This window comes from Streptomyces sp. NPDC093252, assembly GCF_040683675.1.
Taxonomy (GTDB): domain Bacteria; phylum Actinomycetota; class Actinomycetes; order Streptomycetales; family Streptomycetaceae; genus Streptomyces.
Genome location: NZ_JBFBEM010000023.1, coordinates 51,863 through 66,437 on the forward strand (window position 1 = coordinate 51,863; position 14,575 = coordinate 66,437).

Annotated in this window: 16 protein-coding genes and 1 pseudogene; 9 read left to right on the forward strand and 8 right to left on the reverse strand. The window is 71.5% G+C overall.

The window, feature by feature from the left end; genetic code table 11:
* The first annotated feature begins 116 nt into the window (after positions 1-116).
* The 5 genes from AB0O01_RS34720 (at position 117) to AB0O01_RS34740 (ending at position 4,915) form a co-directional block, all read left to right on the forward strand.
* The gene (locus tag AB0O01_RS34720; protein ID WP_365319848.1) at positions 117-1,268 is read left to right on the forward strand and encodes a hypothetical protein; all 1,152 of its coding nucleotides are present in this window, start codon (positions 117-119) and stop codon (positions 1,266-1,268) included.
* A 257-nt stretch (positions 1,269-1,525) separates the two neighbouring features.
* Positions 1,526-1,816 carry a YkvA family protein gene (locus AB0O01_RS34725; RefSeq protein WP_365319850.1) on the forward strand — a complete coding sequence of 97 codons (291 nt, stop codon included), beginning with the start codon at positions 1,526-1,528 and terminating at the stop codon, positions 1,814-1,816.
* A 254-nt stretch (positions 1,817-2,070) separates the two neighbouring features.
* Positions 2,071-2,262, forward strand: coding sequence for a putative ATP-grasp-modified RiPP (gene tgmA / locus AB0O01_RS34730; RefSeq protein ID WP_355738335.1), 192 nt, complete (start codon positions 2,071-2,073; stop codon positions 2,260-2,262).
* Between the two features lie 18 nt (positions 2,263-2,280).
* Positions 2,281-3,261, forward strand: coding sequence for an ATP-grasp ribosomal peptide maturase (gene tgmB / locus AB0O01_RS34735; RefSeq protein WP_365319852.1), 981 nt, complete (start codon positions 2,281-2,283; stop codon positions 3,259-3,261).
* A gap of 763 nt (positions 3,262-4,024) precedes the next feature.
* On the forward strand, positions 4,025-4,915 hold the full coding sequence (locus tag AB0O01_RS34740; RefSeq protein ID WP_365319853.1) for a Gfo/Idh/MocA family oxidoreductase: 891 nt from the start codon (positions 4,025-4,027) through the stop codon (positions 4,913-4,915).
* A 39-nt stretch (positions 4,916-4,954) separates the two neighbouring features.
* Here AB0O01_RS34740 and AB0O01_RS34745 read toward each other — a convergent pair whose 3' ends face one another.
* Complete coding sequence (locus tag AB0O01_RS34745) at positions 4,955-5,287, reverse strand: hypothetical protein (RefSeq protein WP_365319932.1); 333 nt, start codon at positions 5,285-5,287, stop codon at positions 4,955-4,957.
* A 95-nt stretch (positions 5,288-5,382) separates the two neighbouring features.
* Complete coding sequence (locus AB0O01_RS34750; RefSeq protein ID WP_365319854.1) at positions 5,383-6,294, reverse strand: GNAT family N-acetyltransferase; 912 nt, start codon at positions 6,292-6,294, stop codon at positions 5,383-5,385.
* 437 nt (positions 6,295-6,731) lie between these two features.
* Here AB0O01_RS34750 and AB0O01_RS34755 point away from each other — a divergent pair, with 437 nt between their 5' ends.
* Complete coding sequence (locus AB0O01_RS34755; RefSeq protein ID WP_365319856.1) at positions 6,732-6,938, forward strand: hypothetical protein; 207 nt, start codon at positions 6,732-6,734, stop codon at positions 6,936-6,938.
* Positions 6,939-7,152: 214 nt separating this feature from the next.
* Here the strand turns inward: AB0O01_RS34755 and AB0O01_RS34760 are convergent, their stop codons facing one another.
* Entirely contained in the window at positions 7,153-7,803 is a 651-nt protein-coding gene (locus AB0O01_RS34760; RefSeq protein ID WP_365319857.1) for a hypothetical protein, read from the reverse strand.
* A 356-nt stretch (positions 7,804-8,159) separates the two neighbouring features.
* On the opposite strand from AB0O01_RS34760, the pseudogene AB0O01_RS34765 reads away from it, so the two are divergent.
* Positions 8,160-8,320: pseudogene (locus AB0O01_RS34765) on the forward strand (FAD-dependent oxidoreductase); the annotation flags it as partial.
* 291 nt (positions 8,321-8,611) lie between these two features.
* Here AB0O01_RS34765 and AB0O01_RS34770 read toward each other — a convergent pair.
* The 5 genes from AB0O01_RS34770 to AB0O01_RS34790 all read right to left on the reverse strand — a co-directional run bounded on the left by AB0O01_RS34770 (position 8,612) and on the right by AB0O01_RS34790 (position 11,896).
* Positions 8,612-9,778 carry a methyltransferase domain-containing protein gene (locus AB0O01_RS34770; RefSeq protein ID WP_365319859.1) on the reverse strand — a complete coding sequence of 389 codons (1,167 nt, stop codon included), beginning with the start codon at positions 9,776-9,778 and terminating at the stop codon, positions 8,612-8,614.
* Positions 9,775-10,740 carry an ATP-grasp ribosomal peptide maturase gene (gene tgmB, locus AB0O01_RS34775; protein ID WP_365319861.1) on the reverse strand — a complete coding sequence of 322 codons (966 nt, stop codon included), beginning with the start codon at positions 10,738-10,740 and terminating at the stop codon, positions 9,775-9,777. Before tgmB (AB0O01_RS34775) ends, AB0O01_RS34770 begins: the two co-directional genes overlap by 4 nt.
* A 7-nt stretch (positions 10,741-10,747) precedes the next feature.
* Positions 10,748-11,044 (reverse strand): putative ATP-grasp-modified RiPP, encoded by a 297-nt coding sequence (tgmA, locus tag AB0O01_RS34780; protein WP_365319863.1) that lies wholly within the window; start codon positions 11,042-11,044, stop codon positions 10,748-10,750.
* A 166-nt stretch (positions 11,045-11,210) separates the two neighbouring features.
* The gene (locus AB0O01_RS34785) at positions 11,211-11,693 is read right to left on the reverse strand and encodes a DUF6415 family natural product biosynthesis protein (RefSeq protein ID WP_365319865.1); all 483 of its coding nucleotides are present in this window, start codon (positions 11,691-11,693) and stop codon (positions 11,211-11,213) included.
* On the reverse strand, positions 11,690-11,896 hold the full coding sequence (locus tag AB0O01_RS34790; RefSeq protein WP_365319866.1) for a hypothetical protein: 207 nt from the start codon (positions 11,894-11,896) through the stop codon (positions 11,690-11,692). Before AB0O01_RS34790 ends, AB0O01_RS34785 begins: the two co-directional genes overlap by 4 nt.
* 298 nt (positions 11,897-12,194) lie before the next feature.
* Here AB0O01_RS34790 and AB0O01_RS34795 point away from each other — a divergent pair, with 298 nt between their 5' ends.
* Both AB0O01_RS34795 and AB0O01_RS34800 read left to right on the forward strand, forming a co-directional pair.
* On the forward strand, positions 12,195-13,667 hold the full coding sequence (locus AB0O01_RS34795; protein ID WP_365319868.1) for an XRE family transcriptional regulator: 1,473 nt from the start codon (positions 12,195-12,197) through the stop codon (positions 13,665-13,667).
* Positions 13,668-13,680: 13 nt separating this feature from the next.
* The gene (locus tag AB0O01_RS34800; protein WP_365319870.1) at positions 13,681-14,304 is read left to right on the forward strand and encodes a 2'-5' RNA ligase family protein; all 624 of its coding nucleotides are present in this window, start codon (positions 13,681-13,683) and stop codon (positions 14,302-14,304) included.
* The last annotated feature ends 271 nt before the right edge of the window (positions 14,305-14,575 follow it).

The window sequence follows — 14,575 nt, forward strand, 5'->3', positions numbered from 1 at the left end:
CCCGATCAACCCCGATCGCCCGCCGATGGCACCTCCATCGCACCCCGGTGGCACCCCCGTGCGGGGACCACCGCACCGCAGTGCCGCTCGTGACGCCCCTTCTGCCCCATGGATCCATGTCCAGCTCTCTGACGACTCCCCCGACCGTGTGGCTGGCCCGCGGCCGGTACTCCGGCTCCGACGCGGCGGACGCCCTCCGGCGCACCCTGCGGTCGCGGAAGGAGTCCGGCACCCTGGACGACTTCCACGAACTTCCCGGCCCCGACACCGGCACCGGCTCCGACACCGGCGGCGATCCCGGCCATCCCGGCCATCCCGTCTTCGAGGCCCGCTGGCGGGTCGAGGGACCCGTCACCGTACGGGCCCGGCTCACGCTGACCGGCGGCGACCGGTGGGCGCTGGCCGCCGAGTCCGAGGGCACCGCCTGGGACCTGCGCTGGCCGTCCCCGGCGACCCGGTTCTGGCCGGAGGACGGCGCCGGCTGGGCCGTCGAACCGGCCACCGGGCTGCGGCTGCCGGAGATCAATCCGCTGCCGGAGGACGAGCGGGACCTGCGCCGGGTGCTCAAGGCCGCCCTGCACGACTCCTGGGCGGTCCATGTGGTGGTCCACGAGGCGATGACCGTGGACGAACGGGGCCTGGTGCCGCTGGCCGCCATGGTGCCGCCGGGGCTGCGGCACCGGGTGGTGGAGCACCGGGCCGCGCCGCAGCAGCTCAGGGCCGTGAACTGGGCGCTGCGCGACACAGGGGTGGAGGTGCCGCGCGGGGGCGCCGCCGTCCTGCCCGGCGATCCGGCGCCGACCGGCTTCGCCGCCGGGGACTTCGCGGTGCGCTCGGTGTTCCTGGACGGCACGGAACCGGCGGAGCTGATCACCGCCGTGACCCGGTACGCCGCCCTGCCGCGTCCACTGCCGGAGCGGGCCGGGCCGCTGCTGACCGCCCTGCGCGACGACTGGCGTCTGCTCACCCTGGCGGAGGAGCTGGAGCGGGAGCGGGGCGTCGTGCGGATGTACGCGGACGCCCTGGAGGCGATGACCACCTCCCGCGATCTGTACCGCGAGGCGGCGGAGTCCGCGCACGAGGCGCTGGCGGTGTACCGCGAGACATACGGCGAGCTGTCCGAGCCGGAGCGGCCCGCCGTGCCGGTGGAGTCGTCCCCCCTCACCCGGCTCACCCAGACGTTCGGGCGGCTGAGAATCCCCGGTCGCCGTGCGGACACGGACAGTACCGATCAGCGGACCGGCGGTGCCGGTGGTGCGTCCCGCTGAGGGAGCCCCCTAGGCGAAACGGCGTAGTGGACGCTACGGCGAACCGCCCCGGACCATGCGCCTACGCAACCCACAGGACCTTCCCATGAGTGGCAACAAGACAATCTCTTGACCCGGAACGTACGCTTCCACCGGCGGCTTCCCGAGTGACTTGTGACGGGAAGCAGCAATACGACCCGCGTTTGCGGGAATTCATGGAGTGCGAACGCATTTCGGCGTGGGACCGGCCGGCACCGGGCGGAGACGAGGAGGGCCCTGTGGAGACGACCACCGTGGTGCTCATCGCGGTCGCCCTGGTGCTCGCCGCCGCCGTGCTGGCCGCCGCCGCGGCGCTGCTGGTACGGCTGGTACGGACCCGGCGCGGCCTGCGCCGGGCCGGGCTTCCGACCGGCCCACGCTGGGTTTTCTGGGGCGCGGTGCTGTACTTCGTCCTCCCGACCGACCTGTTGCCCGATCCGGTGTACCTCGATGACATCGGCGTCCTGCTGCTCGCCCTGCGCACCCTGCGGGGACGGGCCGAAGTGGCCCGGCCGGGCGACCCCGCCTGAGATCCGGACCACACAGCCACTACACAAGTCGTCCACGGATCAACCGATTGGCCTTCCCGACCGTCTCAGGTTCAGAGCGGCTCAACTCGCCTGTGACTACGGAGTGTAAGGAAACCATTCACCCGTTCGATTCGTATAAGTGCATGGGGCCCAGAAGATCACTGGCAGACGATGACCGCCGAAAGATCACTGGGCGAAGCAATGACGCGGCCTGCCGACTGCTTGCCCGGAGCGGCACCGACGAGGGAGAGACGATGCAACCGTTCACGCTCAACTACGCACGGCCGGCTGCGGAGTTGGACGTCACCACTCCGTACGCCTACGACTCCGGACTGCAGTTGAACGTACTGATGGATGGCCGGATCGCCGCCTGTGACCTGGCGCTGCTCAGAGAACTGGGGACGACGACCTCCACCGCGGGCTCCAAGACACACTTCGACGACTGACCCACGGACCCTGGACACATGACCGTGCTGATCCTGACCTCCGAGCAGGATGTGACGGCCGACATGGTGGTCGTCCACCTGAACGCCTCGGGGGTGCCCGTGGTGCGCCTCGACCCCGCCGACCTGACCGGCGGGGTGGCCCTCTCGGGCGAATATGTGCACGGCGCGTTCCGCGGACACCTGTGGTCCGCGGGACGGCTGGTGAGCATGGACGGACTCAGATCCGTCTGGATCCGCAGACCGGGCACCCCGGCCACCCGGGTCCCCGAGCCGTCCGACTGGCTGACCGAGGAATCCTCGCAGGCCCTGTACGGCATGCTGCGCTCGCTCGACGTGCACTGGATGAACCATCCGGACGCCTCCCGCCGGGCCCGGCACAAACCCTGGCAGTTGCGCCTCGCCCAGCGCAGCGGACTGCCCGTGCCGGCCACCCTGATCACCACGTTTCCGCAGGCCGCCCGTGATTTCGCGGACCGCTTCCCGGATCTGGTGGTCAAACCGGTCTCCGGCGCCCATCCCCAGGAGCCGCCGCGCGCGGTGCCGACCAGCCGGGTGGCGCCCGGTACGGACTTCGCCGCCGTGGCGTTCGGGCCGACGCTGCTCCAGCGGCGGGTCACCAAACAGGCCGACATCCGGCTGACGGTGGTCGGCGAACGGATGCTGGCGGCCCGCAAACCGGTGCCGCCGGACGCCGACCCGGACGAGGTCGACGTACGGTTCGCCGCGTCCAACGGGCCCTGGCAGCAGACCGCGGTCCCGCCGCGGATCGCGGACGGCGTCCGGACCTACCTCCGGGAGGCGGAACTGTCGTACGGCGCCTTCGACTTCGCGGAGGACGGCGACGGCACCTGGTGGTTCCTGGAGTGCAATCAGTCGGGACAGTTCGGCTTCGTGGAGGTGGACACGGGACAGCCCATCGCGCGCACGATCGCCGAGTGGCTGGCACGTCCGGCGCGGTTCCCGCAGCCGGTGCGGGACGCGGAGACCAGGGTGCGCTGACCACCGCCGCGCCCCCTCCGCGGCCTGGGCCGCGCGGCGCTCCGTCATGCCGTCGCACGGCGACCGCTGCGGGGCCGGACGCCACTAGCGCCGGTCGCCACGCCGGGCAGTCGGAGGCCGGGCCCCAATTCCCGGCGGGCGACGGGACGTTCCTGCACCGCCCGAGCGATCGGCGAAGCGGCGCACAGGAGATCGGCGACTCTCTGCCGACGCCCTGAAGACTCAGAACAAGGACGAGGAAGAGGAAGAGGAAGAGAACGAGGAGACAGACAAGGAGACGGACAAGGACACGAACACGAACACGGCACGCGACGCACCCGCACTCTCCGTCCGTCTCCTTCTCGCACGTCTCCTGCGCTCCTTGCTTCCCTGTGGCCCTGCGCCGGGGTACGGCGGGTGTGAGGTCCCGGTGATGTGGCGCATATGGGATGTGGTGTGCATATGCCCGGATGCGGTCGGGGCATTCGTCCCGCCGGGTGGGTGGCGTCTCATTGGCCGAATCCCGTCCCACGGTTCCCGGACCGGACGCGGCACTTCGGAGCGGGGGCGCGGGGCTTTCCCGGCCGTGCGCCCCGTCACCCTCGGGGTGTGCGCGGTCACCTCTGGCACGTGCGCCGGTGCCGTGCGGCGCGTGCCCCGGCCGGCCCCCGCTTCTCCCCCGGTGCGCATCGCGATCGGACTTCGCGATGAGCCGTTCATATGACACGCTCCCCCTGGCCGACGGACCCGGCCCTTCACGGCTCGGCACAGGAGAGGCGGCAGTATGCGCATCGGACTGCTCGGAACCGGCCCTTGGGCCCAGATGGCCCACGCCCCCGCGCTCGCCGAGCACGGGAAGCTGGACTTCGTCGGCGTCTGGGGCCGACGCCCGGACGCCGCCAAGGAACTCGCCGGCCAGCACGGGGTGCGGGCCTACGACGACGTGGACGCGCTGCTCGCCGACGTGGACGCCGTCGCCGTGGCGCTGCCGCCGCGGGTGCAGGCGGAGCTGGCGGTGCGGGCCGCGCGGGCGGGGCGGCATCTGCTGCTGGACAAGCCCCTCGCGGCGACGGTGGCGGAGGCGCGGGCGGTGGCGGAGGCGGCCCGGGAGGCGCGGGTGGCGTCGGTGGTGTTCTTCACCGCCCGGTTCCAGACCGAGACCGCGGCCTGGATCGCCGGGCAGGCGGCCACGGAGGGGTGGTTCACGGCGCGGGCGCAGTGGCTGGGCTCCGTGTTCACCACCGGGGACAGCCCGTTCGCCGCGTCGGCCTGGCGGCGGGAGAAGGGTGCGCTGTGGGACGTCGGCCCGCATGCCCTCTCGGTGCTGCTGCCGGTACTGGGGGACGCGCTGCGGGTGTCGGCCGCCGTGCACGGCCCCGGGGACACCGTGCATCTCGTCCTCGACCACGCCGGTGGCGCGTCCAGCACGGTGACGCTGAGCCTCACCGCGCCGCCGGCCGCCGCGGGCACCGGGGTGGAGCTGCGCGGGGCAGCCGGGGTGACGCAACTGCCGCAGAGCGCCGAGGGCGCGGTACCGCCGCTGCTGCGGGCGGCCGACGCGCTGGTGCGGTCCGCCGGGACGGGCCGCCCGCATCCCTGCGACGCGTCGTTCGGGTTGCGGGTGACGGAGATCCTGGCGGAGGCGGAACGGCTGCTGGCGGAGCCGATCGGTTAGCGGCGCCCCCTCCCTGCTCTTCTCGCCCTCCCCTCCCCCTCACCCCTCCGCATCGAACGGCTCGTCGCTCCACCGGAACCACGCCGACTCCCCGTCGATGTGCAGCAAGAACTCCGGGACCGGGCCGTCCGGCGAGGACAAGGTCACCCGGCGGGAGATGGCGTCATACGTCTGCTCCCAGGCCGCCCACTGGGTGTCGGAGTCGAGGCGGCTCAGCGACAGTTCCCGCGCGAACAGCTCGCGTACCCCCTCGTAGGCGGGACCAGGGGTGAATCTGCCCGACAGCCAGGGAAAATCGGCGTCCTGGATGAGGATCTCGCCCACCTCGCCCTCGTCGCTGTGCACCCGCCAGATGTCGCCCTGGAACCCCACTCCGGTCTCCTCCCCCACGCTCTGAGTCGTTCTCTGCTCTGCCCCAGCATGGCACCCGGCACTGACATCGCTGCCGACGCCGGGTGCCCGGGGCATCACTCGGCGGAGCCGGATCGGGGCGGGGCGAAGTGCACGCGTTCCCTGGTGATCGGGTAACCGGCCCGGCGGAAGGCGGCGGCCATGGGGAAGTTCCCCCGGTCCGTCGCGGCGGCGATGAACTCGGCGCCGCGCTCGGCGAGGAAGTGGGTGCAGTCGGCCAGCAGGTCGTAGGCGTAGCCGTGGCCGCGCCGCTGGGGCAGGACGCCGATGAATCCGACGCACGGGCCACTGGGGTTGTGCGCGGGGATGTGGATGCCGACCGGGTCCCCGTCGGGGGTGTGTGCCACCTGCCACCAGGCGCGCGGTGAGGGCAGCCAGTGGAAGAACTCCAGTTCCTCGCGGGCGGCCCGGTCGGTGTCGCCGCTGTCCTCCGCCATGGTCCGCAGGGCGTGGGCGTCCAGTGTGCCCGCGTGGATGCGGCGCAGCGCGTCGAGGAAGACGGTGTCGTCGGGTTCGGGCCGGAAGAGGAGCCGGTCGGGGCGCTCGGGGAGGCCGTCGGCCGGGGTCCAGCGGTAGACGTGGCGGGCGACGAGGAGGGTGTACCCGGCCGCCTCAGCGGCGGCGAAGCGGGTGTCGGCGGCGGAGCGCCGGGCGGGGTCGTCCCGCAGTCCCGCGGGCAGGGTCAGCTCCAGCTCGACCTGCCAGGGCGCGGTGCGCAGCAGCGCGGCGCCGGCCTCTTCCTCGCCGTCGGCGACATCGAACCAGTTCACATTGACGGGGGCGGGCTCGTCGGGGCCGCCCCACCAGGCACCCCGGGCAACCACGCGGCCGTCGCGCAGGGCGACGCGTTTCCACTCGGGCCGGTGCAGGGTGCGGCGGTGGGTGTCGGCGGAGCCGAGGGGGTCGGGCAGGGTGTCGAAGAGCGCGGCGTGCTCGGCGTCGAGCGCGCGGATGACCGTATCGGTCACGAGATCCTCCGGGGTGGCGGATGGGGGCGCGCTCCCGGCGGGTCGGGCCCAGAGGTCACACACGGAGGGTGACGGGGTGGGAGCGCTGCGGTCTGCGGTACTGAAGCGGGCACTGGACCCGGAACTGGGACTGGACCCGGAACTGGAACTGAACCTGCACCTGGGACCGAACCTGGAACTGGACCTGCATGACACTCACCTCCTCCGCCGGTCTCGCACGTACCGCACACGCTAGCGACCCGGTCGCGGCGCCGTCCACGCCTTTGTGGCCCGGACACACCCCCAGGCGCCCCGCCTCCCGGGATGCAGACCGGCCCGCGGCGATGAATGGTGAGAGTGCGACCCTGAGAGCACGGAGCTTTCGGGGACCCCGCACAGCACACGGCCCCCGCGAGCGCACCGGCGTCTCGGCAGCCCGGACCGGAGGAGCAGAGATCATGACCGCATCAGAGCCCGAAGCGTCCCCTTCGTCCCAGGACCGTGCCACTCCGGACCGGCTCCTCCACACCCGTACCGGAACCGATGTCTCCGCCGAGGACCTGGTCCTGGCCTCCGGCAAGGACATCACCCCGCACACCCTGGAGTGGGCCCAGCGGAAACTGGCCCGGGAGGGGGCGGTGGCGATGGACAAACTGCTGCCGTGAGGTGGGTACCGGCGCCGGGCACGCCTCGCGGCTCCGCTTCCGCGCCGAGTCGGGTGGTGCTGGGTGGGGTGACGAGTACGAGGGTGGCCTCGCCCGCGCGGACCGGGCACAGGGCGTGGGAGCACTCGACGCCGATCGAGTGGCAGGCGGGACCGGCGCACCGCCGCACACCATAAGGGTCTCTCAATCGGCGGTTGGAGAGGCGAGGAGCCCTTCACCGCCTGGACCTGCCCCGCCGGGATACGCCCCGGCGATTCCCCGGGCCGCGTCTGGTGATGTGCCACACCCTCGGATCGTCGGGACACCGGTAGACACTTCCCTCGGTGGCAGGCAGACCGCGCCGGTAGATGTTCTTGATCTGGAGGTTGGTCCGGACTGTCTTGGCCCACAGTTCGGTTGGGTAGCCGCCTTTCGGGCACGTGCAGCGGTTCTTGTACGGCCGCCGCTTGGCCCCGGGCGGGAGAAGCCGGCCGGCGAGGAAGTACTCCACATGGTGGGGCGCGGTGCGCATCCATGTGGGTAAGCCCCTTGTCCTGGGCTCCAGTACGTAGGCGTGGATCGGCTTTCTGTCGGTGCGCGACGTCACCATGAGGGCGGCGCGCGTGGGGTGGTGGAATGCTTCCGCGCGGGCCCGCACACCGCTTTCGGTGAAGCGGAGCCTCCACCCGGCGCGATCCACGAGGGACTGAAACGGGATCAGCCGCTGACGCGGCGTGAGTACGGGTTCCTCCGCCACCTCGTGGCGAGGCGTGGTGTCGGCCAGGTCGGCAACCGCCGCTCTGGCCGCCTCTTCTTCCGGGTTGAGGCGCGCGTCACGGGCTATCGCCCGCCAGGGACCAGGGGGCCGCGGCTTCGGGACGTTCATCGCGGTGTTCCTCTCCGACGCTTCCGCTTCCACCGTGAGGCCGCGGCCTGTCCATCCGGTCGCTTGACACCGTAGCGGGAGGCTCTGACAACAGGCCGACCGAGCAACGCCTCCGATGCTCCAGGGGCTGGTCATCCGGTCGCCGTCCGGGGCGCACAACACCCAGCGGCAGAGGCGGCGGCACCGCCGGCACATTGATCAGGGCCACGAGCGCGACAGCCCTGCGGCACACCCCGGGACCGCACCAGCCGGAGCCCTGCGTTCCCCCCACCCTCCTGACAGGCTCCAAGACCTGCGCGACTACACACGACATGCGGCAGGGCCAACAGGTGAAGGAGGACATCACCGTCGCCGACCTCACCGCCGAGCACATCGTGATCGCCACCGGCACCCGGCCCGCGCGCCCGGACAGTGTGGCGTTCGACGGGCGCACGATCATGGACTCGGACAATGTGCTGGCGCTGGAGCGGTGCCGCGGTCGATGGTCATCGTCGGGGCGGGGGTGATGGGGATGGAACGCAAGCTTTCACTTGAACTCTGTGCCTGAGCGCGAGGGATCAGGCACCACCGGCCGGACACAGGGCGGCCCCGCCGGGCTGGAGGCTTCCGGGTCCTCCAAGCCGCGAAGGGGCCCTTGGTACCCGATCGACTCTCCCTGCGGAACCGGGGATTCAGCAGGGTGCGGGTGGCATATGCCGGTGCACGCGCCGCACACGGGGTGTGAACGCCGCTCGGGCAGCCGCCCTGCTGCAACGCCGAGGCCCTGCCCCGAGGCCGTTGGATGCCGGGGGCAGGGCCTCGGCCGTGGTCAATCGGACAGGGTCCACATGGTGTCGTCGGGCAGGTACCAGGCGTACGCGCCGCCTGCGGTCACGGCGTAGCCGAACCTGCTCTGGTCCGGCTGTCCGGCTTCACACCACCAGGTGTGGGCGTCCTCGGCCCGCTTCCAGAGGTCGGTGCTGCCACCGAACGTCACCGTTGCCGTGTCCCCCGCCAGCGGCACTCGGGCCCATGAGCCGCCCCCGTCCTGGAGCTGGAGGGACAGGGCGTCGTTGTCGTCCCTGTGGTAAACGAGTTTCGTGTCCGGCAGGTTGAAGGAGAGGACCAGGCGCAGCGGGTACTCGGACCGGATCTCCGCCGCGGTGAGCCGGGTGGGCCGGGTCCCGGCCGTGGGCGCCCGCTCGGAACGCACCGGAGCCGGATAGGTGGCCGCCTGCGCACGAGCGGGCATGAACCGGCCGGCGTTCTCGGTGAACAGCCCGCGGACCTCGTCGCCCCGGCGGGTCAGCCGGACGATACCGCCCTTGATGCCGAGCGCGAGGTCGGCGACGAGTACGCCGCCGGGCCGCAACTGCCGGACCCACGCGTCGGGGACGGCGGGCACGGAGCAGGTTGCGATGATCCGGTCGAACGGGCCCCCGGTCGGATACCCGAGCAACCCGTCGCCGGGGACGAGCTGGGGGGCGTACCCGGCTGCGGCAAGGTGCTCCTGCGCCGCGCTGGTCAGGGCCGGGTCGACGTCGACCGAGTGGACGAGGTGTCCGCCGAGCCGGTGGGAGAGCAGAGCGGCGTTGTAGCCGGTGCCGGTGCCGATCTCCAGAACCCGGTGACCGTCCTCCACGACGAGGTCTTCCAACATCCCGGCCATGAGGCTGGGCTGCGTACTCGACGACGTGGCGACTCCCGTCCACGCGGTGGCGTCCACTTGCTGGGCGGTGTCCGGATCCAGCGCGGTCACCAGGGTCACGTCCCGGTAGGCGGCGGCGAGGGCGTCGGCGTCTCCGGAGTGTCGCTCACGCCATACGGCGATCCCCCGCGCATCGGTCTCCTGCTCGTACCAGCGGGGCACGAACAGGTGGCGCGGGAGGGCCGCGAAGGCGGCGGCCCACGGCTTGGTGCGGATCGCACCGGCCTGGGCGAGCGCTTCGCTGAGCACGGCCATGTGCGGCCGGGCGGCAGCGAGATCGGTGGTCATACGGGAACTCCATGCAGTTCGTCGGCGATGGCCTGGGTGATGGGCAGTCCGGTGGCCGCTTCGATCCAATCCCACTGGCCGCAGGGGTTCGCCTCCAGGAACGTCCAGTCTCCGCCGGGACCGACGACGAAGTCCATGGCGGCGAACCGCAGGCCGAGCCGGTTCATGTAGCGGTGGACGCCAGCGGCGATGGCGTCCGGGACCTGGGTGGTGGTGTACGTGAGCGAGACGTAGTCGCTGCGCCAGTCGGTGTGGGCCTGCTCGCTGCCCGCGTGGACCTCGGCGGCCGGCAGCCGGACGCCGACAGCGGTGAGGCGGACTTCGTGCGTCTTGTCGACCCACGCCTGGCAGAGGTGGGCGGTGGCGTCGATACCGCGCAGATCGTCCAGGTCGGCCGCGGACAGCCGCCGGGTGTAGACGGTCTTGAGCTGGTCGTCCTCGATCAGCACCGGGGATGCCACCGGCTTGCAGATCACGGAGCCGTCGTGCTCCGCGACGAACGCGCGCACGGCGTCGGGGGTGTTGGTGATGAGGGTGGGCGGGATGACGAGGCCACAGTCCCGCGCGGCGGCGAGCTGGATCGGTTTGTACTCGGCCCGTGACATGGCGGCCGGGTGGTTCATCCACCGGCAGTCCAGTGCGCAGATGATCCCGCCGAGGCCGGAGCGGGCCTGCGCGGCGGCGAAACGCCGTTCGGGTGCCGATATCGTGGCGGGCAGGGCGAAGGGGGTCGGGGTGCGGTAGTAGACGGCGGTGACCTCGGCGAGGTCGACGGAGCGGAACGCGGAGGAGAGATCCCCGGACCACCCTCGCCGGGCGTCGATGCGCCCGGCGAGGGCGAGTTCCTGGGGGAACTCCGCGGTGTCCATGCGGAACACCTGCGCTCCACCGTCCTGGAGTGCCTTGACGACCCGGTCGGTCGGCCAGTCGCCGCGCGCGGCGATCACGAGAACGGCGGTCATCGGGGTATCAGTCCTTCGGACCCTCGTCCAGCGGCGGCGGGTTCTTGACATTCCCGTCCGGGACAGTGGGCTCCTCCGTGGCCATGCAGGGCAGCGGGCCACCGTACAGAGAGACGGACATCTGGAGTTCGTCGTCGTACACCGCGGCCGGTACGACGACGGCCTGCGTGGCATCAGGGGTGCGGGCGAACCTCAGGGCCCACGGCCGTGTGACCGGCCCGGTCGGTGGCTCGCTGCTGTGGGGGATGCGCCCGCCCTCGGGCGCGAGCGGGAAGACTTCCCGCAGATCGGCGACGGTCGCCATGACCGCCTCCTTCCTCATCGGCTGTCACGGACAGACGGCCACCGGGCCGGTGCGAACCGGACGCTGCGATGGCCGTTGGAACCCCTCCCGCCGGACTCTTCCGGAGATCCGACGGGAGGGGAGATCGCGGGGCGCGACCTGAGGCCGTCCGGGCCGCGCGGCGCGGTCAGAGGCGACGCCGCGGCTTGGAGCAGCCGCGGTGAATCCGCCCTTCGCGCTTGGTGCCGCCGACGGTGCTGGTGTGCTCCAGCCAGGCGTCACCGCTCTCGATCAGTTCGTCGCAGAGTGCGCACACGGCAAGCGGGCTCAACGCCTCGTAGTGGTCACACAGCGCCATCACGCCACGGGCGAGCCGCTTCACGCGTTCCGTCTCGCCGTCCAGACCAGGACGCTCCGCTTCATCCAGGCGTCGGCGGGCCTCCCCGAGGGCAACCTCGGCAACCCGGGCCGGGACGTCGTCGGCCGGCAGCACGCGCACACAGCCCTCCGTCCTCTGGACCAGCAGCTTCAGATACATGCGGAAGTCCGCGTCGAAGCGCCGCACGGTCTGATGACGGGGCAGCGTCCGCTGGTCGATGAACCAGGAGGCATGGGCGCGGACGATACCCAGGTCGGGGAGCGCGCCGGCCTCACTGCGGATGGCGTTCACCGGACGGGGGCGGCGCGATGGGCGGGGCAGGCGCAGGGCTCCAGCCATGGGCCCCGGTCGTAGGGCGACGGCACGAAGTCCTCGGGCACCAGGACGGTCGCCCTGGGGGGCGTGACGATGCCGTCCCGGTTCACGGTGAAGACCTCGATCACCAGCTTCACACCGGGTGGGCGCTCCTTGATCGGCAAGGTACCGTTCGCCATGTCGGCCTGCTTCCTCAGGTCGGCCGCGCCCCGGGGCCGTTCACGCGGTCGCCGGGGTATGGGGCACTGCGGCCTGGTGGGCTTTCGGTTGGTCTCCTACAGTTCCAACCTCGACGCGCGACGTCACGGGCGCCGATGACCGACTTTCTTGGACGCGGCATAGTGCGCTGATCAGGTTCGACGCGTTCTCTTGGACACAGAGTTGGGCACCTTGGATCCCCAACCGCGCTTCTCCGTCACTCGGTTCAGCGATGCCGCCGCTACGGTGTGCCCACCACATCGCACAGGGAGCCCGCCCATGAACGCCCTCCCCAAGCCCGGTTCCAAGGCAGACCGGGATGCTCTCCGCCGTGAGATGACCGCCGCCGGATGTTCGCCCGCCGATATCGCCATCGAGATGCGGGGACGGTTCCGGATGCGCCCCAGGGAGGCGTGGCGGCGCGCTCACGGTTGGACACTGCAAGAGGCCGCTGACCACTTCACACAGGCCAGCGGGGAAGGGCCGGGGCAGTCCGTTGCCGCCGACGCCTCCTTGGCGGGCAAGTGGGAGAAATGGCCCGGCCCCTCATCCCGCCGCCCCACCCTCCCGGTCTTCTACGCCATGGCCGGCGCCTATGGATGTCAGGCGGAAGACCTCCTCGACCAGGAGGACCGCCGAGCACTCCCGGCATCCGAACTCCGAATGCTGCGACGGCCAGAGCACGCCCAGCAGACGCCTCCCGCCCCAGACGTGCCAAGGGCTGTGCGGCCGACCCCGACCGGGGCCGAACTCGTGCGTCACGCAGCGGACGAGTCCGCGATCTGGGCACAGCGGGCAGAGGGCTCCAACGTCGGAGACATCGCCATCGAACAGTTCATGGCCGACATCCGGACCCTCGCCTCCGACTACCTCACAGCGGACCCCATCCCACTCTTCCTCCGCACCCGCACCCTGCGAGACCAGGTCTTCGCCTTGCTCGAAGGCCGCCAGTATCCGCGCCAGTCCGCTGATCTGTACCTCGCGGCCGGCTACCTGTGTGGACTGCTCGCGTGGATGTCATCCGACCTTGGGCATCTCCGCGACGCGGACACCCAGGGCCGCACCGCGTGGCTCTGCGCTGAACTCTCCGGACAGAACGACTTGCGTGCGTGGGTCCTGTCCACCCGGTCCAAGGTCGCGTTCTGGGACGGTCGCTTGCGCGACGCCATCAACTACGCCCGGCACGGTGCCACCTTCCGGCCCGAAGGGACCGTCTCCGTGCTCCTGGCCTGCCAGGAAAGCGACGCATGGTCCCAGCTCGGCGCAGAGGACGAGGCTCTGGCCGCCCTCTCCCGCGCCCGGGACGCCCGCGACGCCTTGAGCGGCGAGGACCAGATCGGCGGCATCTTCACCTGCGCGCCAGCTCGCCAGGAGAACTACGCGGCTGCGGTCTACCTTCGCATCGGCCACTCTTCTGACGCGTTGAACTCCGCCGTGCACGCCACGGCCCTGCTCTCTTCGCAGCCGGTCCGGGCCTACGGGACGGAGGCACAGATCCACATCAGCGAGGCTGCCGCCCACCTCAGCGCTCGTGAGGTCGAGGGCGCCATCCAGGCCCTCGCGCCCGTGCTCGCTCTGCCGCCCGATCAGCGGCTGGCGCCGGTAGTCCGGCGTCTTGGAGAGTTGCCGCTCCCCCCGGGCCGGTCGGCCGGATCCCGACAGATCGCCTCGCTGCGCGCGGCCGTTGAAGGCTTCTGCCTCGACTCCGCTCCGCGCCATCTCGCCCTCTCGTCAGGAGATGTCCGGGCCTGATTTGATCTCGGGCATGACGACTCATCCCGAGACGATGCGGAACCACTGGTGGTGGCGGCCCGGTTGGAGTACCGGCCGCCGCTTCTACACCTGGCATCTCACGTTCGAGGGCCAGGACGACGTCCACCGCCTGGCCGCCGAGTACCGAGCCGCGCTCGCCCCGGCCGGGAACGCCCTCACTCTCATCCCCGATCAGTGGCTGCATCTGACCATGCAGGGCATCGGCTTCGTGGGCGACGTCCCGGAGAGCGACGTCCACGCGATCACAGAGGCCGCGCGTACCCGCCTGGCGAACATTCCCGCCTTCGACCTGGAGATCGGGCCCGCAGTCCTCGACCCGGAGGCGGTGCTGCTGCCCGTCCGCCCCGACGAACCCGTACGGGCCGTCAGGGATTCCATCCGGGCCGCCATCGGTGATGTCCTGGACGCGGTACCGGAACGAGCTGAGGGATTCGCACCGCACATGTCCGTCGCCTACAGCGCAGCCGATGGCTCCGTGGACGACATCAGCCAGGCGCTGGCCACGGCTCAGGCAGCCCCCGCTCGGGCGCGGGTCTCCACAGCCGAACTGATCACGATCCACAGGGACAACCTCATGTACGAGTGGGAACCCTTCGCCACGGTACCCCTCGGCTGATCCGCCGCCCGGCGGCAGCTCCTGCCCCCTGAGGGCGGGAACTGTGACACCACGACCGGCACACAGCAGGCCGGGCTGACACTCCCGCTCACATCGGGCCGTCCCCGGTCTGCCAGAGGGCCGACCTCCCAGGACAGACCCCGTGCCCACTCTGCCGGGCGGCACCGCCGAGAGGCACGAGCCCGAGAGTCGCCGCCCTCGGAACATGCCGGACCGGGAGAAACCCGGTGGGCCGGCACCCGCGCTCGTCCTCCTCCGCTCCGGGGAAGAG